Source organism: Streptomyces sp. NBC_01190 (genome assembly GCF_045039895.1).
In the GTDB taxonomy this organism is placed as follows: Bacteria; Actinomycetota; Actinomycetes; order Streptomycetales; family Streptomycetaceae; genus Actinacidiphila.
The window spans coordinates 1,315,022-1,337,330 of the sequence record NZ_CP108580.1 but is presented as its reverse complement, the minus strand read 5'-3'; the positions used below and the strand labels follow the sequence as shown (position 1 = coordinate 1,337,330).

The window sequence follows — 22,309 nt, the reverse complement described above, 5'->3', positions numbered from 1 at the left end:
CGGATTCCGATCCCCCGGCTGCCCGCCGGCCCCACCCCGACGAACCGAACGAGGAACCCCGTGCGCCGACGTTCCGTACTGCTCGCTGTGCCCGCGCTCCTGCTCACCGCCGCCGGCTGCGGCAGCAAGGACGACAAGAGCGACGCGGCCTCGTCCCCGTCGGGCTCGCCATCGGGCAGCAGCGCTCCGTCCGGCTCGCCGTCCGCCACCCCCGGGACCAAGATCGTCGGCGGTCCGGTCCCGGAGATCACCGCGGGCAGCGCCTTCAACCAGAAGCCGACGATCGCCAAGGGCGCCGGCACCCCCGCCAAGGACCTCGCCGTCAAGACCGTCATCCCGGGCAGCGGCCCCACGATCGCCTCGGGTGACTACGTTCAGGTGAATTACGTCGGTCAGGTCTACGACACCGCGAAGGTCTTCGACACCTCCTTCGGCCGCGGCCCGTACACCAATGTCATCGGCCAGGGGAAGGTCATCCCCGGCTGGGACCGGGGCCTGGTCGGCCAGAAGGTGAAGAGCCGGGTGGAGCTGGCGATCCCGCCGGCCCTCGGCTACGGCAGCGCGGGCAACTCCCAGGCCGGCATCAAGGGCACCGACACCCTGGTCTTCGTGATCGACGTCCTCCAGCGCTTCAACGGCAAGAGCTCGGCCACCGGCGCCGCCGTACCGCAGAAGGACGCGAGCCTGCCCAAGGTCGGCACCAACACCGACGGCAAGGCCCCCTCCATCGACGTGCCCAAGGGCGCCAAGGGCAAGGCGCCCACCAAGCTGGTCTCCGAGTACATCCTCGAAGGCGACGGCGCCGTGGTGAAGGCCACCGACAACCTGCTGCTCCAGTACAAGGGCGTGCTCTGGGACACCGGCAAGGAGTTCGACTCCACCTACGGCCGGGGCGAACTGGCCGCCTTCCCGCTCGCCCAGCTCATCAAGGGCTGGCAGCAGGGCCTGGCGGGCAAGAAGGTCGGCAGCCGGGTGATGCTGGTGACGCCGCCCGACGTGGCCTACGGCAACAAGGCCAACAACGGCATCCCGGCCAACTCCACGCTGGTCTTCACGCTGGACATCCTGGCTCTTCTGTGAGGTCTGCAAGACTGTCCGGGTTGCCCGCAACAGCACAAGGAGCACCGAAGTGAGCATCGAGAAGCCCGAGATCGACTTCCCGGGCGGCGAGCCGCCGGCCGACCTGGAGATCAAGGACATCTGGGAGGGCGACGGACCCGTCGCCAAGGCCGGGGACACCGTCTCCGTCCACTACGTCGGGGTGGCCTTCTCCTCCGGCGAGGAGTTCGACGCGAGCTGGAACCGCGGCGCTCCGCTGCGCTTCCAGCTCGGTATCGGCCAGGTCATCGCCGGCTGGGACCAGGGCGTGCAGGGCATGAAGGTCGGTGGGCGCCGTCAGCTCACCATTCCCGCGCACCTCGCGTACGGCGACCAGGGCGCCGGCGGCGCCATCAAGCCGGGCGAGACGCTGATCTTCGTCTGTGACCTGGTCGCCGTCTGACCTGCCGCTGAGCTGTGCCGAGGGCCCCGCCGTCCGGCGGGGCCCTCGGCTTCGGCCGCGGCCGGGCCCGGGTCCCGGTCCTGGACCGGGGCCGAGACCCGCGTCCCGGAGCCGGTCCAGGATTGGGTCCCGCGCCACCGGGAGCGATAGGTTCGGCGGGCGGGCGCGAAGGCGTGAAGGAAGGGTGCGGGGATGGCGATTGCCAAGGCGGAGCGGCTGATGAACCTCGCGCTGTGCCTGATGAACACCCGGCGCCCGGTCAGCAAGCGTGAACTGCGCGCGTCCGTCGAGGCGTACCACGAGGTCACCTCGGACGAGTCGTTCAACCGGATGTTCGAACGCGACAAGGACGACCTGCGGGAACTCGGCCTGGTCATCGACACGGTGGAGAGCGTCGACGGCGAGTTCGGCTATCTCGCCCGCAGTGACCGCAACCGGCTGCCGGACATCGCGCTCGACCCGGAGGAGGCCGCCGCCCTCGGGCTGGCCGCCAAGGTCTGGCAGCAGGCCCGCCTCGCCGAGGCGGCCAGCGGCGCCCTGCAGAAACTCCGCGCGGCCGGTGTGCCGTACGAGGACACCAGCAGCGTGCTCGAACCGCGCATCCCCGCCCCCGAGCCCGCCTTCGAGGCGCTGATGCTCGCCACCCGGGAGCGGCGCGCGGTCGCCTTCGACTACCGCAAGGCCAACGCGGTGCGGCCCGAGCCCCGGGTGGTCGAACCCTGGGCACTGGAGTGCTGGCGCGGCCACTGGTACGCCGCCGGGTACGACCGGGACCGCGGCGCCGTCCGGGTCTTCCGGCTCTCCCGGATCAGCGGCAAGGTCCGTACCCGTGGCGCCTTCACCGCGGAGGTGCCCGACCACGTGGACGTCCGGGAGACCGTCGCCCGCTGGGCCGGCGAGGGCGCCACCGCGGCCACCGCCCGGATCCGGCTGCGGCGCGGCAGCGGCTACCCGCTGCGTTCCCGGGCCGTCGTCACCAGCCCGGTCGACGCCGACTGGGACGAGCTGGACATCCCCTACGGCCACGGCCTGGAAGCCTGGCTCGCCGAGTTCGGCCCCGACGTGGTCGTGCTGGCACCGGAGGAGTTGCGCGCCGAGGTGCTCGAACGGCTGCGCGCGGTGGCGAAGGGCTGAAGGGTCTCATTTCATGAGCAACGCGATCGACCAGACCCGGCGGATGCTGTCCCTGGTCACCTATCTGCGGGAGCGGCCCGGGGCGCGTGTCAGCGAGGTGGCGCGGGCCTTCGGGGTGACCGAGGCCGAGCTGATCGGCGACCTCAATGTGCTGCCGCTGTGCGGCACCAGCTTCCGCGGCGGCGACCTGCTGGACATCGACACCGACGGCGAACGTATCTGGTGGCACAACCCCGGCACCGCCGACGACGTGGCGCAGCCGCTGCGGCTGGCCGCCGACGAGGCCACCGCCCTGCTGGTCGCCGCCCGCGCGGTGGCCAATCTGCCGGGTCTGCGGGACCGGGACCGCCAGGCTTTGCTGCGGGCCTGCGCCAAGCTGGAGACCGCGGCCGGCGAGGTGGCGGGGCCCAGCGCCCAGCTCTCGGTGACCTTCGAGGCCGAGGGCAGCGTCTTCGCCACCGTGGACCGCGCCATCACCGAACGACGGCTGCTGTGGATGCGCTACTACTCTCCGGCCCGTGACACCCTCAGCGAGCGCCGGGTGGACCCGATCCGGCTCTTCTCCGTCGGGCACACCTACTTCGAGGGCTGGTGCCGGCTCTCGGAGGACCGCCGTACCTTCCGGCTGGACCGGGTGGCCGAGATCAGGCTCCTCGACGAACCCTCCGATCCGCCGCGGCTCGAACCGCGCGACCTGTCCCAGGGGCTGGTGCAGCCGGCCGGCGACGACCCGGAGGTGGTGATCGAGGTCGGCGCGGGCGGCCGCTGGGTCGCCGAGTACTACCCGCACGACAGCGCCGAGGAGCTGCCCGACGGCGGCCTGCGGATCACCCTGCGCACCCCCGACCCGGGCTCGCTGCGGCGGCTGGCGCTGCGGCTCGGCCGGGACGGCCGGATCGTGGCCCCGGTCGAACTGGCCGAGCAGGCGCGTGAGGCGGCCGTGCTGGCCCTGGCCGCCTACGGGGAATGAGGGGACCGGCCATGACCACCACCACCCGTCCGCCGTTCCCCGAGACCGGTCCCGTGCTGTTCCGGGCCGGCTGCCCGCACTGCCGGGAGAGCTTCGAACTGGCCGCGGGCGCGCTGCGGCTGGCCATCGGCGGCTCGGCCCGCACCACCTACTACTCCTTCACCTGCCCGGCGTGCGACGAGGCGGTCCGCAAACCGGCCGGCGAGCGGATCGTGGAGCTGCTGACGACCGGCGGCGTCCGCGCCGTACGGCTGCGGGCCCTCTGACCCTCCCGGCCGCGGGGACCGGTAGGCTCGCGGGCCATGTGGCTGCTCATTGTCTCCGTCGGCCTGGCGACCGCGGGGCTGCTGATCCTCGGCGTACTGGCGATCCGGGTCTTCCTGGCGGTACGGGAGCTGGCCCGGCAGGTCGCGGCCGGCACCGAGGCGCTGACCAGGGCGAGCGACCGGCTCCAGCGCGCCGCGCGGCCGATGGCCGGGCGCGCGGGCGAGATCTCGCGGCACTGAGCCTGCCACCCCGGCGCGACGGGAGGGTAGTCTGGCCGGGCGGCCCCACGAGGAGCGCGGCAGGGCCGCAACCAGGTGGCTTCCGGTGCATTCCCGGGTGTTCACCGGTGCACGCTACGATCACAGCCTGCGCGGCGACCGGACATCCGTCCGAGAGCCGGGCTTCCGGTCAAGGACAACGCCGCCTCGGTGAGAAGGTAGACCTTTCATGCTCGGCAACCTCAAGCCCCTCGAGATCGCCCTCATCCTTCTCGTCATCGTCGTTCTCTTCGGTGCGAAGAAGCTTCCCGACCTCGCCAGGTCGCTCGGCAAGTCGGCCCGCATCCTCAAGAGCGAGGCCAAGGCGATGAAGAACGACAGCGGCCCCGCGGAGCACACCCCGCAGGAGCAGCCGGCGTCGGCGGGGACCGCCCGCACCATCCAGGCCGCCCCCGGTGACACCGCCAGCGCCCGCCCGGTGGCCGAGCCGGCCGACCGCACCACCACGCAGGCCTGATCCCGAAGCCGAAGAACGAAGCCGGAGCGCGTCGCTGACGGCTGCCGTACGAGACGAGGACGTGGGTGCTCAAGACTGCCCGCAAGCAGGAGAAGGATCCCGAGGGACGGATGCCCCTCGCGGAACACCTGCGTGAGCTGCGCAACCGGCTGATGAAGTCGGTCCTGGCGATCATCGTGGTGACCGTCGTGGCGGCGTTCTTCTACAAGGACATCATCCAGCTCCTCCAGCACCGCATCCCGGACACGGTGCGGTGTGTCAACGGCGCCACCCATCAGAAGAGGGACGCCCCCTGCGCGCAGATGACCGTCAGCGGTCTGCTCGGCGGTTTCTCGATCGCGCTCAAGGTCTCACTGATGGCCGGCGTCGTCATCTCCTCACCCGTCTGGCTCTACCAGCTCTGGGCATTCCTCGCGCCCGGCCTGCACCGCAACGAGAAGCGCTACACCATCGGCTTCGTCGGCGCCGGTGTGCCGCTCTTCGTGGCCGGCGCCTGGCTGGCGTACGCGATCCTGCCGCAGACCGCCCGGATCATGATCGGCTTCGTGCCGAACGACACCACCAACCTGCTGGCGCTTGACGACTTCCTGGACCTGGTGGTCCGGATGATCGTCGTCTTCGGCCTCGCCTTCGAGCTGCCGCTGGTGCTGGTGCTGCTGAACTTCACCGGGATCGTCACCGGCCGCCGGATGCTTGGCTGGTGGCGCGGCATGGTGATCGGCATCACCGTCTTCGCCGCGGTCGCCACGCCCACCGGCGACCCGCTCACCATGTGCCTGCTGGCCGCGCCGATCGTCTTCCTCTACTTCGTCGCCATGGGCGTCTGCTTCTTCAACGACGGGCGCAAGCGGCGCCGGCTGGCCGCCGACCCCGACTTCGGGCTCGACCCCGACGAGGCGTCCTCGCTGAGCCACATCCCCGAGCAGATCTCCAGCCAGCCCTTCGACGCGGCGGAGCGGCACCGCGACGGCGACGACGGCTACGACGACGCCACCTGAGCGTGCATCCGGGCCGATAAGATCACGCGCCGTGTCGGTGCCGCCAGGTAGGCTCTTGGACGAGATGACCGAAGAGATGTCCCCCGCCGAGCGCTACGCCGCCAGCCGTCTGCGCGCCCAAGAGAACGCCACCGCACTCGCCCAGTTCCGCGAGCTGTACGAGTTCGGTCTCGACCCGTTCCAGATAGAGGCGTGCCAGGCCCTTGAGGCCGGCAGCGGTGTGCTGGTCGCCGCGCCCACCGGCTCCGGCAAGACCATCGTCGGCGAGTTCGCCGTCCACCTCGCCCTCGCCGAGGGCCGCAAGTGCTTCTACACCACGCCCATCAAGGCGCTCTCCAACCAGAAGTACAACGACCTCGCCAAGCGGTACGGCGCCGAGAAGGTCGGCCTGCTCACCGGCGACAACAGTGTCAACGGCGACGCCCCGGTGATCGTCATGACCACCGAAGTGCTGCGGAACATGCTCTACGCGAACTCCCCGGCACTCGAAGGCCTCGGCTATGTGGTGATGGACGAGGTGCACTACCTCTCCGACCGCTTCCGCGGCGCCGTCTGGGAGGAGGTGATCATCCATCTGCCGCCGTCGGTGACCCTCGTGTCGCTCTCCGCGACCGTCTCCAACGCGGAGGAGTTCGGCGACTGGCTCGACACCGTGCGCGGTGACACCCAGGTGATCGTCTCCGAGCACCGGCCGGTGCCGCTGTGGCAGCACGTGATGGCCGGCCGCCGGATGCACGACCTCTTCGAGGAGCGGGCCGGCGCCACCGACAGCCGTGGCCGGCGCGAGGTCAACGCCGACCTGCTGCGGCTGGCCCGCGAGGAGAACCAGCGCAGCTTCCACCCCCGGGCCAAGCGGGGCCGGGAGGCCGACCGCGAGCGTGAGCGCCGGGCCCGCAGCCGGACGTGGACACCCAGCCGCGCCGAGGTCATCGACCGGCTCGACTCCGACGGCCTGCTGCCCGCGATCACCTTCATCTTCAGCCGGGCCGCCTGCGAGGCCGCCGTACAGCAGTGCCTGCACGCGGGGCTGCGGCTCAACAGCGACGAGGCACGGCTGCGGGTGCGGGCCATCGTCGAGGAGCGCACCCGGGCCATCCCCGACGAGGACCTCAACGTCCTCGGGTACTTCGAATGGCTGGAGGGCCTGGAGCGCGGTATCGCCGCCCACCACGCCGGCATGCTGCCGACCTTCAAGGAAGTGGTGGAGGAGCTCTTCGTCCAGGGCCTGGTCAAGGCGGTCTTCGCCACCGAGACGCTGGCGCTCGGCATCAACATGCCGGCCCGCTCCGTGGTGCTGGAAAAGCTCGTCAAGTGGAACGGCGAGACCCACGCGGACATCACCCCCGGCGAATACACCCAGCTCACCGGGCGTGCCGGGCGGCGCGGCATCGACATCGAGGGCCACGCGGTGGTGCTCTGGCAGCGCGGCTTCGACCCGGGCGCGGTCGCCGGACTGGCCGGCACCCGGACGTATCCGCTCCGGTCCTCGTTCAAGCCGTCGTACAACATGGCGGTCAACCTCGTCGGCCAGTTCGGCCGGCACCGGTCGCGGGAACTGCTGGAGACCTCCTTCGCCCAGTTCCAGGCGGACCGGTCCGTCGTCGGCATCTCCAAGCAGGTGCAGCGCAACGAGGAGGGCCTCGACGGCTACAAGGGCTCGATGACCTGCCACCTCGGCGACTTCGACGAGTACATGCGGCTGCGCCGCCAGTTGAAGGAACGCGAGGCCGAACTCTCCCGGCAGGGCGCGACGCTGCGCCGCGCGGCCTCCTCCGAGGCGCTGGAGAAGCTCAAGCCCGGCGACATCATCCATGTGCCCGCCGGGAAGTACGCCGGCCTGGCGCTGGTCCTGGAACCCGGCGTCCCGGCCGGGCGGTCCACCGGCCACCGGCACGGCGAGGAATACCACGACGGGCCCCGGCCGCTGGTGCTCACCGCCGAGCGGCAGGTCAAGCGGCTCGCCGAGATCGACTTCCCGGTGCCGGTCGAGGCGCTCGACCGGATGCGCATCCCCAAGTCGTTCAACCCGCGCAGCCCGCAGTCCCGCCGCGATCTCGCCTCCGCCATGCGCAGCAGGGCCGGCACGGCCGGCTGGGCGGCACCCTCGCACCACCGCAAGCAGCGGTCGGCCGCCGCCGACGACAGCGAGATCTTCCGGCTGCGGTCGGCGATCCGCACGCATCCCTGCCACGGCTGCGACGAGCGCGAGGACCACGCCCGCTGGGCCGAGCGCTACCACCGGCTGCGCCGCGACACCCAGCAGCTCGAACGGCGGATCGAGGGCCGGACCAACACCATCGCCCGTACCTTCGACCGGGTGTGCGCGGTGCTCACCGAACTCGACTACCTCGAAGGCGACAAGGTCACCCCGGAGGGCCGCAGGCTCGCCCGGCTCTACGGTGAACTCGACCTGCTGGCCAGCGAATGCCTGCGGCACGGCGTCTGGGACGGCCTCGGCCCGGCCGAACTCGCCGCGTGCGCCTCGGCGCTGGTCTACGAGTCCCGGCAGTCCGACGACGCGGTGACGCCCAAGCTGCCGACCGGTAACGCCAAGGCGGCGCTCAACGAGATGGTCCGGATCTGGGGCCGGCTCGACGCCCTGGAGGAGGACCACCGGATCAACCAGACCGAGGGCGTCGGCCAGCGGGAACCCGACTTCGGCTTCGCCTGGGCCGCTTATCGCTGGGCGTCCGGGCACGGCCTGGACTCGGTGCTCTCCGACGCGGACATGCCGGCCGGTGACTTCGTCCGGTGGTGCAAGCAACTCATCGACGTACTCGGCCAGATCGGCAACGCCGCGCCGGAGAAGAGCCCGGTGCGGGGCAACTCCCGCCGGGCCGTGGACGGTCTGCTGCGGGGCGTGGTGGCGTACTCGTCGGTGGGGTGAGGTCCTGGGGGCGGCGCGGGCCAGGTGTGGCCCGGCCGGCCGCCTGAGCGGGGCCGCTGGGGCGCCTTGGGGTTTGGCGCGCCGTCAGCGCCTGCCGTCAGTGGCCGAGGGCGGCCAGGTAGCCGCGCCAGCCGCCGTGGTCGGTGATGTCCTTCGCGTCTTTCAGGGCCCCGGGTTCGCAGAGGAAGCCGGGCGCGTCGGTGCCGTCGGCGAGTTCGACGCTGCCGAGCACCATGGGCCGGGGGAGCGCGGCGAGGAAGCGGCCGAGCGCGGCGGCCGGGAGCGCCCAGACCTCCGCCTCGATGGCCGCGCCGCCTTCCGCCACCCTGACCAGTCCGGGCTTACGCGGTGTGGTGTCCAGGGCGTAGAGGCGGTACGCGGGTGCGGTCGTGGTGGCCAGATGGAGCTGTGCGCCGAGGTCGCGGAGCTGGTGGTTCAGCGGCTGCCCGGTCAGATGCGCGCCCACCACGGCGACGCGCAGCGGTGGTTCGAGGAGCGCGGCGATCTCGGCGATCCGGTCGTCGCAGTGCGCCGGCCCGAGAAGCATCACCCCGAAGGGCAGCCCCGCGAGCTGTCCGGCCGGCACCGCGATCGCGCACAGGTCCAGCAGATTGGCCGAGTTGGTGAATCTGCCGAGCCGGGTGTTGGCGCCCACCGGGTCACCGGCCACGTCCGCGAGGGTGGGATGTCCTGGCGCGGTCGGCAGCAACAGGGCGTCCGCGTCGGCGAGTTCGGCGGCGGCCCGGGTCCGCAGCTCGGCCAGCCGCCGCTGATCGGCGAAGAGGCGGTGGGCGGGCAGTCCACGGGCGGCCGTGATGATCCGGGCGACGGTCGGATCGAGATCGGCGGCGCCCACGTGGCTGTCGATGAAGTCACCCACCGCGGTGTAGCGCTCGGCGACGAACGCCCCCTCGTAGAGCAGGGCGGCGGTGTCCGAGAAGGGCGCGAGATCGATCGCCTGGACCTCCGCGCCCGCGGCGGTCAGCCGGGCCGCCGCCCGCTCGTACGCCTCGGCCCAGCCCGGGTCCAGCTCGCCGAGGTCCGCCCGGCGCGCGACGGCCACCCGCCAGGGTCCTGGCCGGCGCGGTGGGGGCGTGGGGCTCGCCAGCAGGGCCAGTGCGCGGCGCGCCTCGGGAATCGTACGGGCGAAGACGGAGACGCAGTCGAGGCCGGCGCACGCGGGGACGACACCCTCGGTCGGCACCAGGCCGCGGGTCGGCTTCAGCCCCACGACGCCGTTGAAGGCGGCCGGCACCCGTCCTGATCCCGCGGTGTCCGTGCCGAGGGCGAGGTCGGCGATGCCCAGCGCGACGGCCACGGCGGAGCCGGCGCTGGAACCGCCGCTCACCCGCTCCGGGGCGACCGCGTTGCGCACGGCGCCGTAGGGGCTTCTGGTGCCGACCAGGCCGGTCGCGAACTGGTCCATGTTGGTGGTGCCCAGCACGACCGCGCCCGCGGCCCGCAGCGCGGCGACGGCGGGCGCGTCGGCCGCCGGCCGATAGGCGTAGGCCGGGCAGCCGGCCGTGGTGTCCAGTCCGGCCACGTCGATGTTGCCCTTCACGGCGAGGGTCAGCCCGGCGAGCGGGAGCGGCTCACCGGCCGCCGCCCGGGCGTCCGCCTCCTCGGCGTCGGCGGCCACCTCGTGCTCGGGGCGCAGCGCGATCCACACCTCGGGCCGGTCGACCTCGGCGATCCGCCGGTAGGCGGCCCGCACCCTGGTCCGCGCTCTGTCCATCCGCGGCTCACCTCTCATCAGAGCTCACCGGCTCTCCTCGGCTCTCATCGGCCCTTCCCGGCTCTCACCGGTTCCCATCGGATCCCGGCGCGTTGCGGGAGCTTCCGCCGGTCCGCCGCTCACAGCGGGGCCAGCGTCAACAGCGGCGTGCCCGGGAGCACTTGGGAGCCGGGGGAGACCAGGATCTCCGCCACCCGGCCGGCGGTGGGGGACAGGACGGGGGACTCCATCTTCATGGCCTCCAGGACGAGCAGTTGCTGTCCCGCGGCCACCGTTTCGCCGGGGCGGACGGACAACTGCCAGACACCGGCGGCGAGATCGGCCTCGACGGTCCGGCCGCCCGGGGGGACGGCGACGGCCGGGGCGGCTGTCGGGGGCGGCGCCGGGACATCGCCGCGGGTGAACTCGCCGGCTGCCTCCCAGGCGTCGCGTTCGGCGCCGAAGGCGGCGGCCTGCCGGGCGCGGAAGGCGGCGATGGAGCCGGCGTTGGCGGCCAGGAAGCGCTGGTGGTCGGCGAGGGCGAAGTGGCCGTCCTCGACCTGGAGATCGAGGCGGCCCGCGGCCATGTCGGCCCGCAGATCGAGGAGTTCCTCGGCGCCGACCGGATACCACCGGATGCGGTCGAAGAAGCGCAGCAGCCAGGGCCGGGGCGTGCGGTTTCCCGACCAGACCTGGACGGTCCGGCCCACGAACTGGTAGCCGCCGGGCCCCTCCATGCCGTAGACGCACAGATAGGCGCCCCCGATGCCGACGGAGTTCTCCGCGGTCCAGGTGCGGGCCGGGTTGTACTTGGTGGTGACCAGGCGGTGCCGGGGATCGAGCGGGGTGGCGACCGGGGCGCCCAAGTACACGTCGCCGAGGCCGAGCACGAGGTATTCGGCGTCGAAGACGGTGCGGCGGACCTCGTCCACCGAGTCGAGTCCGTTGATCCGGCGGATGAACTCGATGTTCCACGGGCACCAGGGGGCGTCGTCCCTGACCCCGGCCATGTAGCGGGCGATGGCCTCGCGGGTGGCGGGGTCGTCCCAGGACAGCGGCAGCCGCACGGTCCGGCTCGGCACCACCAGCTTGTCGGTGGGTGGCAGCCGGTCCTCCACCTCCCGCACCAGGCCGAGGAGTTGACCGGTGGGGAGCACGGCCGGGTCGACATGGATCTGCAACGACCGGATGCCGGGGGTCAGATCGACCACCCCGGGCAGCCGCAGCGCGGCCAGGTGCTCGGCGAGCGCGTGCACCCGCATCCGCAGCGCCAGATCGAGCCGCATCGGGCCGTACTCGACGAGGAGGTTGTCGTCACCGCCGCGGCGATAGGTCACCGCAGGGCGTGTCGGGCTCTCCTCGGCGCGCCCCAGGACACCCCCGTCGGCGATGACCGGGCGGGAGGCGTGCGCGGGGGCGGCCGGGGTGGCCCGCAGCCCGGCCGCCGCGTCCTCGCTGACCGGCACGAAGCGTACGGTGTCGCCCGGCCGGAGCTGGCCCAGCTTCCAGCGCTGCCCGGTGACGACGGTCGCCGGACAGACGAAACCGCCAAGGGAGGGGCCGTCCGGGCCGAGCAGCACCGGCATGTCGCCGGTGTAGTCGACCGCGCCGACCGCGTACGGCGTGTCGTGGATGTTGGACGGATGCAGGCCCGCCTCGCCGCCGTCGGTACGGGCCCAGCGCGGTGTGGGGCCGACCAGCCGCACCCCGGTCCTGGCCGAGTTGAAGTGGACGGCCCAGTCGGCCTCGTAGAAGGCCCGGATGTCGTCCTCGGTGAAGAACTCCGGTGCGGCGTGCGGTCCTTCGAGCGCGCCGATCCGCCACTCGCGGCTGATCGCCGGCCGCCGGGTGGCGGGGACGGGGGCGGCGGACGCTCTGGCCGCCGCGCCGCCGTGCAGGACGTCGCCGGCCAGGAGCGCGCGGCCGCCGTGACCGCCGAACCTGCCGAGGGTGAAGGTGGCCGCGCTGCCCAGGTACGGGGGGACGTCGAGGCCGCCGGCCACGAGGACATAGGTACGCAGGCCGGCCGCTTCCGGCGCGGCCACGTCCAGCGTCCCGCCGGCCGGCACGGTCACCGGCTCCCACTGCGGCGCCGTCCGGCCGTCGACCGTGACCTGGGCCGGGGCGCCGGTGACGCACACGGTGGTGGCGTGGCTGAAGCTCAACGCCGGTCCCAGCAGGGTGCATTCGAGGCCCGCGGCACCTTCGTCGTTGCCGAGCGAGGTGTTGCCGAGCCGGAAGGAGAGATCGTCCATCGGGCCGCTCGGCGGCACACCGACGTGCCACAGACCGGTACGGCCCGGCCAGTCCTGGACGGTGGTGAGGGTGCCGGCCCTGACCACGTCGATCCGGCGGGAGGAGTCGTGGACAGCGTCGAGGGTGGCGGTGTGGTGGGTCGCCCGGCGCAGGTCGCCGTCGGTGAGGGCGGCCCGCAGCAGGCCGAGGTTGGTCTCGACGCCGTCGATCCTGGTCGCGGCGAGGGCGCCCGCGAGGCGGGCCATCGCCTCGGTCCGGTCGGCGCCGTGCGCGATCACCTTGGCGAGCATCGGATCGTAGGAGGTGCCGACCTCGGTGCCGGTCTCCACCCAGGTGTCTACTCTGACACCGGGCGGGAAGGTGACCCGGGTGAGCCGGCCGGCGCTCGGACGGTGGCCCCGGCCGGGATCTTCGGCATAAATCCGGGCTTCTACGGCGTGTCCGACTCGCCTTGTCGACAAGGTGACCGGCGTGTCCCAGGCGTTCGGCCGATCCCGGCCGCCCTGGGCGAGCCGCAGCATCCACTCCACGAGATCGATGCCGAGGATCTCCTCGGTCACCGGATGCTCCACCTGGAGCCGGGTGTTGACCTCCAGGAAGTACGCCTCCCGGCGCACGGCGTCGTACACGAACTCCACGGTGCCCGCCGAGCGGTAGTCCACCGAGGCGCACAACGCCTGTGCGCTGGAAGCCAGTTGATGCCGAACCGGGGCGGGCAGGCCGGGTGCCGGGGCCTCTTCGAGCACCTTCTGGTGGCGGCGTTGCAGCGAGCAGTCGCGGTCCCCGAGGGTCAGCACCCGGCCGCGGCCGTCGCCGAAGACCTGTACCTCCACATGGCGGGCGCGCGCCACCAGTCTTTCCAGGAACACCCCCGCCGAGGAGAAACTGGCGGCGGCCACCCGCCGTACCGGCTCCCAGGCGGCGGTGAGTTCGGCGGGGGAGTGGCAGGCGCGCATACCGATGCCGCCGCCACCGCCGGTGGCCTTGAGCATCACCGGGTAGCCGAGCTCGCGGGCGGCGTCGAGGGCGGCGCCGAGATCGGGCAGCAGGCCGGTGCCGGGCAGCAGCGGCACGCCCGCCGCCCCGGCCGCGGCGCGGGCGGTGTGCTTGGCGCCGAAGAGGTCGATCTGTTCGGGTGTCGGGCCGACGAAGGCCAGGCCGCGGGCCTCGCAGCGGCGGGCGAACCCGGCGTCCTCGGAGAGGAATCCGTAGCCCGGGTGGATCGCGCCGGCCCCGGTCTCCAGGGCTGCTTCGAGCACCGCGTCCATGGCGAGATAGCTGGCGCGGGCGGGTGCGGGGCCGAGCCGTACGGCGGTGTCGGCGAGGCGGACGTGCGGGGCGGCCCGGTCCGGGTCGGAGAAGACCGCGACCGTGCGCAGGCCCAGCCGCCGGGCGGTGCGGATGATCCGGACGGCGATCTCACCGCGGTTGGCGATCAGCAGGGTGTCGAACGGCGCGGTGGGGGTGGGTGGTTGGGGTCGTCCCGGGGTGGGGCCGGCGGCGGCGTCCGGGTCGGTGCTGGGGGGCCCGGCGGGCAGCGGGTGCGTCGGCCGGAGCGGGTCGGCGTCGGAGCGCGGGCCGGGGGTCATGGCCGGGCCGCCGGGGCGGGCGGGGGCGCGGGAAGGTGTGCCGGTTCGCCCTCGCGCTCGCCCTCGCTGGCGCCGGGGCCGGCCTGTTCGGGCGGCGTCACCGTCATCCGCACCGGAGTCGGCTCGAAGCCGTTGCAGGGGTTGTTGATCTGCGGGCAGTTGGAGACCAGCACCAGCACATCGGTCTCGGCCCGCAGCACCACCTCAAGGCCGGGCGCGGAGATGCCGTCCACGATGCCGAGCGTCCCGTCCTCCTCGACCGGCACGTTCATGTACCAGTTGACGTTGCTCACCAGATCGCGCTTGCCGAGACCGTAACGGGCCGCCTCCGCCAGGAAGTTGTCCACGCAGGCGTGCTGCGACCAGGTGTGGTGGCCGTAGCGCAGCGTGTTGGACTCCTTGGAGCAGGCGCCGCCGATCGTGTCGTGCCGGCCGCAGGTGTCGCCGACCACCGTCATGAGCGGGGTGTGCTCGTTGGAGAGCAGGACGGATCCGGTGGTGAGGAAGACGTTGCCCAGGGCCTGGAGGGTGTCGGGGGCGCTGTAGCGGACGGCGGCGTCGTGGGCGTCGTAGACGAGGAAGTCCACCGCCTGGTTGCCGTGCAGGTCGGTGATGGTGAGCAGGGCGCCGGCCGGGAGCACCGCCGACCAGGGCGCCCGTGCCTCGACCGTCGACACGGCGCTCATCCGAGCCCTCTGGCGGTCAGGTCCGCCGCGGTGTTGAGGAAGGCGCGGCGGCCCTCCGGGGTGGTGTCCCACAGCGGATCGCCGGGGGCGGTGGCGGCGGCGCGGCGGGCGCGTACCTCCAGCGGACCGCAGGTGTACGCGGGCCGCGGGTCGAGCGGGTGCGGGACGTTCGCCAGCAGGACGGTCAGCGGCTGCTCGGCGCGCAGGGTGACGCCGGTGCCGGGCCCCGCCGAGCCGATGAACTCCAGGGCGCCGTCCGGCTCGACGCGTACGCCCTGGAAGAAGGAGAGCGACGGCGGCAGGTCGCGGGGCGTCAACCCGTGCTTGGCGGCGGCGAGTTTGAACAGTTCCCGGCCGGCGGGGGAACGGCCGTGCGGCGAACCGTCGCCGTAGCGGGTCTGGTTGCGTACCGCCGTGGAGGTGCCGCACAGCGCGTCGTGCCGGCCACTGGTGTCCGCGATCAGGGAGGCCAGCACCCGGCCCTGGTCGGACAGGAGCAGGCGGCCCGCGCCCAGGTAGGCGTTCCACTGGACCTTGGCCGTGTCGGCGGTGTTGAGCCGCTCCCAGGGGCGGTCGGTCACGAAGAGCAGCAGGTGGGCGCAGGCGTCGCCGGTCGGGTCGGCCAGCCGCAGTTCGGTGCCGCGGGCGAGCGCCTTGTGCGTGTAGCCGCCGCCCGCGACCGTCTCTGCCCACAGCAGGCCGTCCGGCGCGGGCACGATCGGCATGGCGTCGGCGTGGGCGCCGGCCTGGGCGCGGGCGTGCTTGCGGGCGCCGTGTGTCGTGCCCGTCCGCGCCGGCTTGCCCGGCTTGGGCGTCCCGCTGGTACTGGCCGGCTCGCCGGTCCTGGCTGTCCTGCCTGTCGCCATGGTGCGCCACCTCCGTTCCGTCTCGTGCTCCGTCTCGGCGGGCAGTTTCTGTCGCTCGACAGAAATTAGGCGGCGGGGACTTCGGCGCCGTTGCCCGGCGGTTGCGGCGGAGTAACCGGATGCTCACGGGAAGGGCGGGGCGAGGCCGGGGTGGCGCTGTGCGACGATCGGCCGGTGAGCATGAACGCGAAACGGGTCGGCCGGCCGCGGGCCCGGCAGCGGCCGGACAGCGGAATGAGCCCGCGCGACGAGCTGTTGGCGGCGGCGGCCGAACTCTTCACCACCCGCGGCTACACCGCCACCACCACCCGGGCGGTGGCCGAACGCGCGGGCCTGCGGCAGGCGTCGATGTACCACTACGTGGGCGGCAAGGAGGATCTGCTCGCGGAGCTGCTGGAGAGCACGGTCACCCCGTCGCTGAACCTGGCCCGCACCCTGCTCGCCGACACCGCCCGCCCCGCCGAGGCCCGGCTCTGGGAGCTGTGCCGCTCGGACGCCGAACTCCTGTGCGCGGGCCCGCACAACCTCGGCGCGCTCTATCTCCTCCCCGAGGTCGCCTCGCCGCGCTTCGGCGGCTTCCACCAGGCCCGTACCGCCCTCAAGTCGGCGTACGGCCGGCTGCTGGGGGCCACCGCCTGCTGCGCGGCGCTCACACCCGCCGAACTCGGCCTGCGGACCGACCTGCTCTTCGCGCTGATCGAGGGGCTCATCCTCGTCCACCGCTCCACGCCCACCCGCCCCGTACCGCTGATGGCCGCGGCGGCGGCGGACGCGGCCCTGCGGATCGCCGGCGTCGCGGCCGACGACCTGGCGGGCGCCCGGGCCGCGTTCACGCCGGGCGGCTGAGCGGGCTCCCGCCGGGGTCGGGTGGCTGAGCGGATCCTCTCCGGGCCCAACGGCGTCCGGGCCGGCTCAGCGGTGTGCGGGACCGATCAACGCCTCGGCCAGCGACCGCAGTTCGGCCTCCCGCAGCACCCGGCCGCGGCTCCCCGGCAGTGGCACGTGCAGGGCGGCACGCCACGCTTCCGGTATCGCGTCGACCCCGTACACCGTCCCGGCCAGTCCACCCGCCACGGCGGCCACCGTGTCCGTGTCCCCGCCCAGATCGACGGCCGCCCGAATCGCCTCCCGGTACGCCCCCGTGTGCCGCACCGCCCACACCGCCGAGCCAAGACACGGCCACACCGCCCCGTTGAACTCGGTCGCCTCGTCGGGATGCCAGTCCGGGGCGAGGACGGTCGCGTAGCGCTCGCGGTGATCGGGGTGGACCTCGGTGAGGATGCCCGGCAGGGCGGCGATCGGGTCGTCGCCGTGCAGCGCGGTCCTGACCAGCTCATGGAAGACGGCGGTGCCCTCCCAGGCGGCCGGGTCGCCGTGGGTGAGCGCGGCCAGCCGGCGCGCGGCGTCCATGGTGGCCGCCCGGCCCGCCCGCGCGAAGTACACCGCGGACGTGGCGGCCCGCATCAGCGAACCGTTGCCCGCGGCCCGGGCGTTGACCTGGAAGTGAGTGGCCGCGGCCAGATCCCACGGCATCCCGTTGGTGAGCACGTCCTCGGTCTGTAGCCCGATGTCCTTCGGCTCCGCCGCCGCCCAGCGCTGGAAACGCGCGAAGACATCGGGCAGGTCGAGCCCGCCCCGCTCCACCAATGACTCACCGACGAGCACCGCCATCTGCGTATCGTCGGTCGCCTCACCCGGCTCCCACCCGCCCCCGCCGCACATCTCGGCCCCCGACGCCGGAAACCGGGCGCTGAGCGCCCCCGCCGGCCCGAACTCGAAGGGCGCGCCCAGCGCGTCCCCGACCGCCGACCCCACCACCGCTCCGACGGCCCGCCTCCGCCACGCGTCCCGATCCCGCCCCATGACAACCCTCCCCGCTTTCACGGCCGAGTCTGCCGTACGCACGCCGGGTCGGTGTGTGTTAGGGCGCGGCCGCAGCCGGAACGCGTCTGGCGGCCCGGGTACGGACGGCGCGCCAGGCCGCGCCGAGCAGCAGGGCTCCGAGGAGGAAGAGGAGGGTGAACCACTGGAAGTACCAGTGGCCGCCCGAAGGGTCGTAGACGGCGGCGCGGGGCCAGGCGAGGTTGATGGTCATGGCGAGGCCGTAGAGCAGGGCGAGGATGTTGATGGGGATGCCCCAGCGGCCCAGGGTGAACAGGGGGTTGCCCGACTCGTCGGTGCCGGTGGGGAGTCCGCCGCGCAGCCTTCGCAGCAGCAGCGGTCCGGTGACCATCGCGTAGGCGAGGTACAGCATCACGATGCAGGTCGTGCCGATGGCCAGCCACGCCTCGGGGGAGGAGAAGCTGAGCAGGAGGAGGGCCGCGGACAGGACGCCGACGGCCAGCGCCGGCGCCGGGGGCTGGCCGGTGCGGGGGGAGACGCGGGAGAGCGTGCGAGAGAACGGCAGCGCCTCGTCCCGGGCCATGGAGAAGAGCATGCGGGTCGCCGAGGTCTGGATCGCGAGGGTCGCGACGGCGACCGCCACCGCCACGTCACAGAGCAGTGCGCGCCCGGGACCGTCCCCGAGGCGGCTGGTGAGCACGTAGGACAGGCCCTCCGTGCCGAGCCGGCCGTCGGTGAGGCTGGGCGCGGCCAGCAGGGCGGCGAGCACCAGCAGCGAGGCGAGCACCCCGGCCGCGGTGAGGGCCGACAGGATCGTCCGGGGGGCGACCCGGCGCGGCGCGCGGGTCTCCTCGCTCATCTCGCCCGCGCTGTCGAAGCCGATCATCACGTAGGCGGCGGCGAAGGAGCCGACGAGCAGCGCGGGCCCGCCGCCACCGCTGTGCACGGTGACCGATGGGGCCCGGTCCGCGTGGGTGAGGAGCAGCACGATGATCAGCGCCGCGCCGATGATCTCGGCGGTGACGCCGATCCGGTTGACCAGCGACATCACCCGGTTGTCGAGCAGATTGACGGCGGTGGTGAGGACGAGCAGCGCGATACCGAGCACCGCGGCGTTGGCGGCGCCGTCCGACGAGACCGGTGAGGTGTCCGTGCCGATGAGCTGGAAACCGGACCATACGGCGGGCAGCACGACTTGGAGGGCGAGCGCGGCCGCGGCCACCACCACGATCTGGCCGAGGACCATGATCCAGCCCGCGTACCACCCGAAGACCCTGTTGCTGAGCCGGGTCGACCACTGGTAGACGGCGCCGGAGATCGGGTAGCGGGCGGCGAGTTCGGCGAAGCAGGCGGCGACCAGGAGCTGGCCGATCAGGACGGCGGGCCAGGTCCAGAAGAAGCGGGCGCCGCCGAAGGAGTAGCCGAACGCGAAGAACTGGAAGACGGTGGTGAGCACGGAGATGAAGGAGAAGCCGGCGGCGAAGGAGGCGTAGCGGCCGAGGCTGCGGTGGAGTTCCTGGCGGTAGCCGAAGTGCGCGAGTCCTGCGCTGTCCGCGCTGCCCGGCCCCTCCGGCGGGTCGGGGCGGACGTCGGAAGGTGCGGTGGCGGTCATGGCTGTGCCCCCTGTGCTGAATTCCTGTCGGGCGACAGAAATTAGGGACCGGGTGTTTCACCACGATGACACGCCCGTATCCGCCACGGGCCGAACTCCTCACCGCCCTTGAGGTGAACCCCCACCAACGCGCCGCCCGCCCTCCGCCCCGAGCGGTGAGCCCGCGGACCACCAGCGCCGGACGCGCCCCGCCAGGGGCGCGGGGAACTGCGCGCCCAGCCACGGCGGACCGGCAGCCGGCAAAGAACGGCAAGAGGCAGGGCATGCCCCGCTCTGGGGGCGGAAGGGCCACGGCGGGTCAGTCCGGTTCGGGAGGGCCGGCGGCCCGGAACGCGGCGGGGCCGCGAGGATCAGCGTTCTTGCTCGCGCTCGACCTGTTCGTTCCAGGTCCGCTTGGTCGCCTGCCAGCCGTCCTCGTCGGCGCCGCGGCGCCAGTAGCCGGAGATGGAGAGGCGGTCGCGGGGGATCTCGCGGTCGAGGCGCAGATGGCGGCGGAGCTCCTTGACGAAGCCCGCCTCGCCGTGGACGAAGGCGTGGACGTCACCGGGCGGGAAGTCCAGCGCGCCGACCGCGGCGACCAGGGCCGCGCCCACCGGCTGCGAGGCGCGGTGGAGCCAGACGATCTCGGCGTCCGCCGCGGTGGTGAGCTTCTGCTCGTCCTCGGGCGCCGGGACCTCGAGGAAGACCTTCGCCACCGCCCCCGGCAGCAGCCGCTCCAGCGCCGCGCCGATCGCCGGGAGCGCGCTCTCGTCACCAGCGAGGAGATGCCACCCGGCCTGCGGATCAGGTGCGTACGCGCCGCCGGGGCCCATGAAGTACAGGCCGTCGCCGGGCTCGGCGCGCGCCGCCCACGGGCCGGCCAGGCCCTCGTCACCGTGGTGCACGAAGTCCACCGTCAGCTCACCGGCCGCCTCGTCCCAAGCCCGCACCGTGTACGTGCGGGTGCGCGGCCACTGCTCGGCGGGCAGGTCGCGGCGCACCGCTTCGATGTCCAGCGGCTCCGGGTAGCTGACGCCCTCCGGCGCGAAGAGCAGCTTGACGTAGTGGTCGGTGTACGCGCCGATCTCCGGCCGGTCGTCGGAGTCGATGGTGAGCACCACCCGGATCATGTGCGGGGTCAGCCGCTCGGTCCGCGTGACGGTGGCGTGCTTGGGCGGGCGTGTCCTGCGCTGCGGCCGCTCGGCCATGGGTGGGCCCCGTTCTCTCGCCAGAGGGTAGTTAGGTAAGCCTAACCGATGGTGTCGTCCGCCGCCCGCTGATTGCCGCCGGCCGACAACCGGCCCTGGAAGAAGACCACTTCACTATCTGAAGACGGTGTTACCCCTTGACGTCCATCGCGTGACATCGCTTCCATGAAGGGTGCTTGGGAGCGCTCCCACGCACCGCGCCCCCGCTCCTCGATCCCCGTACCCATCACGCACCGAAGCGTTCCGCCCCCACCGAGAGGAATCGCCACGTGGTCTCCCCGTCGGGCCCGCCGGGCCCCCCGAAAAGCGTCGGAATCCCGATCATCGGCAGTTCGCACCGGCGCACGGCATGGCTCGCGCCGGCCGCCCTGCTCGCCGCGGTCCTTCTCGTCCTGCTCTCCCTCGCCGGGCAGTCACCGGCCGGGGCCGCGCCCCGGTCGGCCGCCGCCGGCCGGTCCGACCCCGCCCGCCCGGCCGCCGCCGCCGCCGCGGGCGCCGGCTACTGGCACACCAGCGGCCGCCAGATCCTCGACGCCGCCAACCAGCCCGTACGGATCGCCGGCATCAACTGGTTCGGCTTCGAGACGAGCGACCACGTCCCCCACGGCCTCTGGTCCCGCGACTACAAGAGCATGATCGACCAGATGAAGTCCCTCGGTTACAACACCATCCGACTGCCGTACAGCGACGACATCTTCAAGGGCACCCAGCCCGCCAGCATCAACTTCTCCGGCGGTATGAACGCCGATCTGGCCGGCCTGAACTCGCTCGGCGTGATGGACAAGATCGTCGGGTACGCGGGCTCGATCGGGATGAAGGTGATCCTGGACCGGCACCGGCCGGACTCGGCCGGCCAGTCCGCGCTCTGGTACACCGCGTCGGTGCCCGAGACGACCTGGATCACCAACCTCAAGGCGATAGCGACCCGCTACCAGGGCACCTCCGCGGTGATCGGCATCGATCTGCACAACGAGCCCCACGACCCGGCCTGTTGGGGCTGCGGGGACACCAGCGTCGACTGGCGGCTGGCCGCCGAGCGGGGCGGGAACGCGGTCCTGGGCGTCAACCCCGCGCTGCTGATCTTCGTCGAGGGCGTCCAGACCTTCAACGGCTCCTCCACCTGGTGGGGCGGCAATCTCCAGGGCGCCGGGCAGTACCCGGTTCGGCTCAACGTGGCCAACCGGCTGGTGTATTCGGCGCACGAGTACGCCACCAGCGTCGCCCAGCAGCCGTGGTTCAGCGACCCGACCTTCCCGGCGAACATGTCGGCGATCTGGGACAAGAACTGGGGCTACCTCTTCAACCAGAACATCGCCCCGGTGTGGGTCGGCGAGTTCGGCACCACGCTCCAGTCGACCATCGACCAGACCTGGCTCAAGACGCTGGTGCAGTACCTGCGGCCGACCGGTACGTACGGCGGCGACAGCTACCAGTGGGCGTTCTGGTCCTGGAACCCCAACTCCGGTGACACCGGCGGCATTCTCAAGGACGACTGGCAGACCGTGGACACCGTCAAGGACGGCTATCTGGCGAGCATCAAGGCCCCGGCCTTCGGCGGCGGCACCACCACCGGCGGTACGTCATCGGGTACGTCGAGCGGTACGTCGGCCGGCACCTCCAGCGGCACCTCCGCCGGTACGTCCAGCGGCACCTCGTCCGGTACGTCGAGCGGCACCTCCGCCGGTACGTCGAGCGGCACCTCGTCCGGCACCACCGGCGGCACCGGCAACCAGGGCTGCACCGCGAGCCTGCACATCGACAACCAGTGGAGCACCGGCTTCACCGCCACCGTCACGGTGACCGACTCCGGCACCTCGCCCATCACCGGCTGGACGGTCGGCTGGACCTGGCCGGGCAACCAGCAGGAGACCAGCGGCTGGAGCGCGGACATCAAGCAGACCGGTGCTTCGGTGACCGCCCGCAACCTCGCCTACAACGGCGCCCTGTCGCCCTCGGCCGCCACCAGCTTCGGCTTCCAGGGCAACGCGACCGGCACCTTCGCCCTGCCCGCGCTGAGCTGCACCGCCTCCTGACGGACCGGCCCTTCCGCCAGGTGACAAGGCCG

General features: G+C 72.8%; 18 protein-coding genes. 11 read left to right on the top strand and 7 right to left on the bottom strand.

The annotated features are described in order from the left end of the window. Positions 1-60 precede the first annotated feature (60 nt). From OG519_RS05630 to OG519_RS05590, 9 genes are all read left to right on the top strand, one after another. Entirely contained in the window at positions 61-1,080 is a 1,020-nt protein-coding gene (locus OG519_RS05630) for an FKBP-type peptidyl-prolyl cis-trans isomerase (protein ID WP_405579428.1), read from the top strand. A 49-nt stretch (positions 1,081-1,129) separates the two neighbouring features. Next, positions 1,130-1,501: an FKBP-type peptidyl-prolyl cis-trans isomerase gene (locus tag OG519_RS05625; protein WP_405579426.1), complete on the top strand. Its 372-nt coding sequence runs from the start codon at positions 1,130-1,132 to the stop codon at positions 1,499-1,501. A gap of 192 nt (positions 1,502-1,693) precedes the next feature. Continuing rightward, entirely contained in the window at positions 1,694-2,635 is a 942-nt protein-coding gene (locus OG519_RS05620; protein ID WP_405579423.1) for a helix-turn-helix transcriptional regulator, read from the top strand. Between the two features lie 13 nt (positions 2,636-2,648). Then, the gene (locus tag OG519_RS05615; protein WP_405579421.1) at positions 2,649-3,605 is read left to right on the top strand and encodes a helix-turn-helix transcriptional regulator; all 957 of its coding nucleotides are present in this window, start codon (positions 2,649-2,651) and stop codon (positions 3,603-3,605) included. Positions 3,606-3,616: 11 nt separating this feature from the next. After that, on the top strand, positions 3,617-3,871 hold the full coding sequence (locus OG519_RS05610; RefSeq protein ID WP_405579418.1) for a hypothetical protein: 255 nt from the start codon (positions 3,617-3,619) through the stop codon (positions 3,869-3,871). Between the two features lie 36 nt (positions 3,872-3,907). After that, positions 3,908-4,111, top strand: a complete 204-nt coding sequence (locus tag OG519_RS05605) for a hypothetical protein (protein ID WP_405579416.1) — start codon at positions 3,908-3,910, stop codon at positions 4,109-4,111. Between the two features lie 208 nt (positions 4,112-4,319). Continuing rightward, positions 4,320-4,607 carry a Sec-independent protein translocase subunit TatA gene (tatA, locus tag OG519_RS05600; protein WP_405579414.1) on the top strand — a complete coding sequence of 96 codons (288 nt, stop codon included), beginning with the start codon at positions 4,320-4,322 and terminating at the stop codon, positions 4,605-4,607. A 65-nt stretch (positions 4,608-4,672) separates the two neighbouring features. Then, the gene (tatC, locus tag OG519_RS05595) at positions 4,673-5,605 is read left to right on the top strand and encodes a twin-arginine translocase subunit TatC (protein WP_405579412.1); all 933 of its coding nucleotides are present in this window, start codon (positions 4,673-4,675) and stop codon (positions 5,603-5,605) included. A 64-nt stretch (positions 5,606-5,669) separates the two neighbouring features. After that, positions 5,670-8,492: a DEAD/DEAH box helicase gene (locus OG519_RS05590; RefSeq protein WP_405592488.1), complete on the top strand. Its 2,823-nt coding sequence runs from the start codon at positions 5,670-5,672 to the stop codon at positions 8,490-8,492. Positions 8,493-8,589: 97 nt separating this feature from the next. Here OG519_RS05590 and OG519_RS05585 read toward each other — a convergent pair whose 3' ends face one another. The 4 genes from OG519_RS05585 to OG519_RS05570 form a co-directional block, all read right to left on the bottom strand. Next, entirely contained in the window at positions 8,590-10,227 is a 1,638-nt protein-coding gene (locus OG519_RS05585; RefSeq protein WP_405579409.1) for an allophanate hydrolase, read from the bottom strand. A gap of 119 nt (positions 10,228-10,346) precedes the next feature. Continuing rightward, on the bottom strand, positions 10,347-14,051 hold the full coding sequence (uca, locus tag OG519_RS05580; RefSeq protein ID WP_405579406.1) for an urea carboxylase: 3,705 nt from the start codon (positions 14,049-14,051) through the stop codon (positions 10,347-10,349). Continuing rightward, entirely contained in the window at positions 14,048-14,737 is a 690-nt protein-coding gene (locus OG519_RS05575; protein WP_405579404.1) for an urea amidolyase associated protein UAAP2, read from the bottom strand. Before OG519_RS05575 ends, uca begins: the two co-directional genes overlap by 4 nt. Beyond that, positions 14,734-15,603 (bottom strand): urea amidolyase associated protein UAAP1, encoded by an 870-nt coding sequence (locus OG519_RS05570; RefSeq protein ID WP_405579401.1) that lies wholly within the window; start codon positions 15,601-15,603, stop codon positions 14,734-14,736. The genes OG519_RS05575 and OG519_RS05570 overlap by 4 nt, the downstream gene beginning before the upstream one ends. Before the next feature lie 180 nt (positions 15,604-15,783). Here OG519_RS05570 and OG519_RS05565 point away from each other — a divergent pair, with 180 nt between their 5' ends. Beyond that, entirely contained in the window at positions 15,784-16,449 is a 666-nt protein-coding gene (locus OG519_RS05565) for a TetR/AcrR family transcriptional regulator (RefSeq protein WP_405592486.1), read from the top strand. Between the two features lie 66 nt (positions 16,450-16,515). On the opposite strand, the gene OG519_RS05560 is transcribed toward OG519_RS05565, so the two are convergent. The 3 genes from OG519_RS05560 to OG519_RS05550 all read right to left on the bottom strand — a co-directional run bounded on the left by OG519_RS05560 (position 16,516) and on the right by OG519_RS05550 (position 20,244). Next, positions 16,516-17,466 (bottom strand): ADP-ribosylglycohydrolase family protein, encoded by a 951-nt coding sequence (locus OG519_RS05560; protein WP_405579398.1) that lies wholly within the window; start codon positions 17,464-17,466, stop codon positions 16,516-16,518. A 58-nt stretch (positions 17,467-17,524) separates the two neighbouring features. Further along, the gene (locus tag OG519_RS05555) at positions 17,525-19,057 is read right to left on the bottom strand and encodes an amino acid permease (RefSeq protein ID WP_405579395.1); all 1,533 of its coding nucleotides are present in this window, start codon (positions 19,055-19,057) and stop codon (positions 17,525-17,527) included. Positions 19,058-19,407: 350 nt separating this feature from the next. Then, positions 19,408-20,244, bottom strand: a complete 837-nt coding sequence (locus tag OG519_RS05550) for a siderophore-interacting protein (protein WP_405579392.1) — start codon at positions 20,242-20,244, stop codon at positions 19,408-19,410. Positions 20,245-20,612: 368 nt separating this feature from the next. Here OG519_RS05550 and OG519_RS05545 point away from each other — a divergent pair, with 368 nt between their 5' ends. Next, positions 20,613-22,277, top strand: a complete 1,665-nt coding sequence (locus OG519_RS05545; RefSeq protein WP_405592484.1) for a cellulase family glycosylhydrolase — start codon at positions 20,613-20,615, stop codon at positions 22,275-22,277. The last annotated feature ends 32 nt before the right edge of the window (positions 22,278-22,309 follow it).

What these genes read in the sequence shown, in the direction of transcription:
- OG519_RS05585 (WP_405579409.1), bottom strand. Translation starts at nt 10,227, where the DNA reads ATGGACAGAGCGCGGACCAGGGTGCGGGCCGCCTACCGGCGGATCGCC.
- tatA (WP_405579414.1), top strand. Translation starts at nt 4,320, where the DNA reads ATGCTCGGCAACCTCAAGCCCCTCGAGATCGCCCTCATCCTTCTCGTC.
- OG519_RS05620 (WP_405579423.1), top strand. Translation starts at nt 1,694, where the DNA reads ATGGCGATTGCCAAGGCGGAGCGGCTGATGAACCTCGCGCTGTGCCTG.
- OG519_RS05615 (WP_405579421.1), top strand. Translation starts at nt 2,649, where the DNA reads ATGAGCAACGCGATCGACCAGACCCGGCGGATGCTGTCCCTGGTCACC.
- OG519_RS05575 (WP_405579404.1), bottom strand. Translation starts at nt 14,737, where the DNA reads ATGAGCGCCGTGTCGACGGTCGAGGCACGGGCGCCCTGGTCGGCGGTG.
- OG519_RS05560 (WP_405579398.1), bottom strand. Translation starts at nt 17,466, where the DNA reads ATGGGGCGGGATCGGGACGCGTGGCGGAGGCGGGCCGTCGGAGCGGTG.
- OG519_RS05605 (WP_405579416.1), top strand. Translation starts at nt 3,908, where the DNA reads ATGTGGCTGCTCATTGTCTCCGTCGGCCTGGCGACCGCGGGGCTGCTG.
- OG519_RS05610 (WP_405579418.1), top strand. Translation starts at nt 3,617, where the DNA reads ATGACCACCACCACCCGTCCGCCGTTCCCCGAGACCGGTCCCGTGCTG.
- OG519_RS05555 (WP_405579395.1), bottom strand. Translation starts at nt 19,057, where the DNA reads ATGACCGCCACCGCACCTTCCGACGTCCGCCCCGACCCGCCGGAGGGG.
- OG519_RS05565 (WP_405592486.1), top strand. Translation starts at nt 15,784, where the DNA reads ATGAACGCGAAACGGGTCGGCCGGCCGCGGGCCCGGCAGCGGCCGGAC.
- OG519_RS05570 (WP_405579401.1), bottom strand. Translation starts at nt 15,603, where the DNA reads ATGGCGACAGGCAGGACAGCCAGGACCGGCGAGCCGGCCAGTACCAGC.
- uca (WP_405579406.1), bottom strand. Translation starts at nt 14,051, where the DNA reads ATGACCCCCGGCCCGCGCTCCGACGCCGACCCGCTCCGGCCGACGCAC.
- OG519_RS05590 (WP_405592488.1), top strand. Translation starts at nt 5,670, where the DNA reads ATGACCGAAGAGATGTCCCCCGCCGAGCGCTACGCCGCCAGCCGTCTG.
- OG519_RS05550 (WP_405579392.1), bottom strand. Translation starts at nt 20,244, where the DNA reads ATGGCCGAGCGGCCGCAGCGCAGGACACGCCCGCCCAAGCACGCCACC.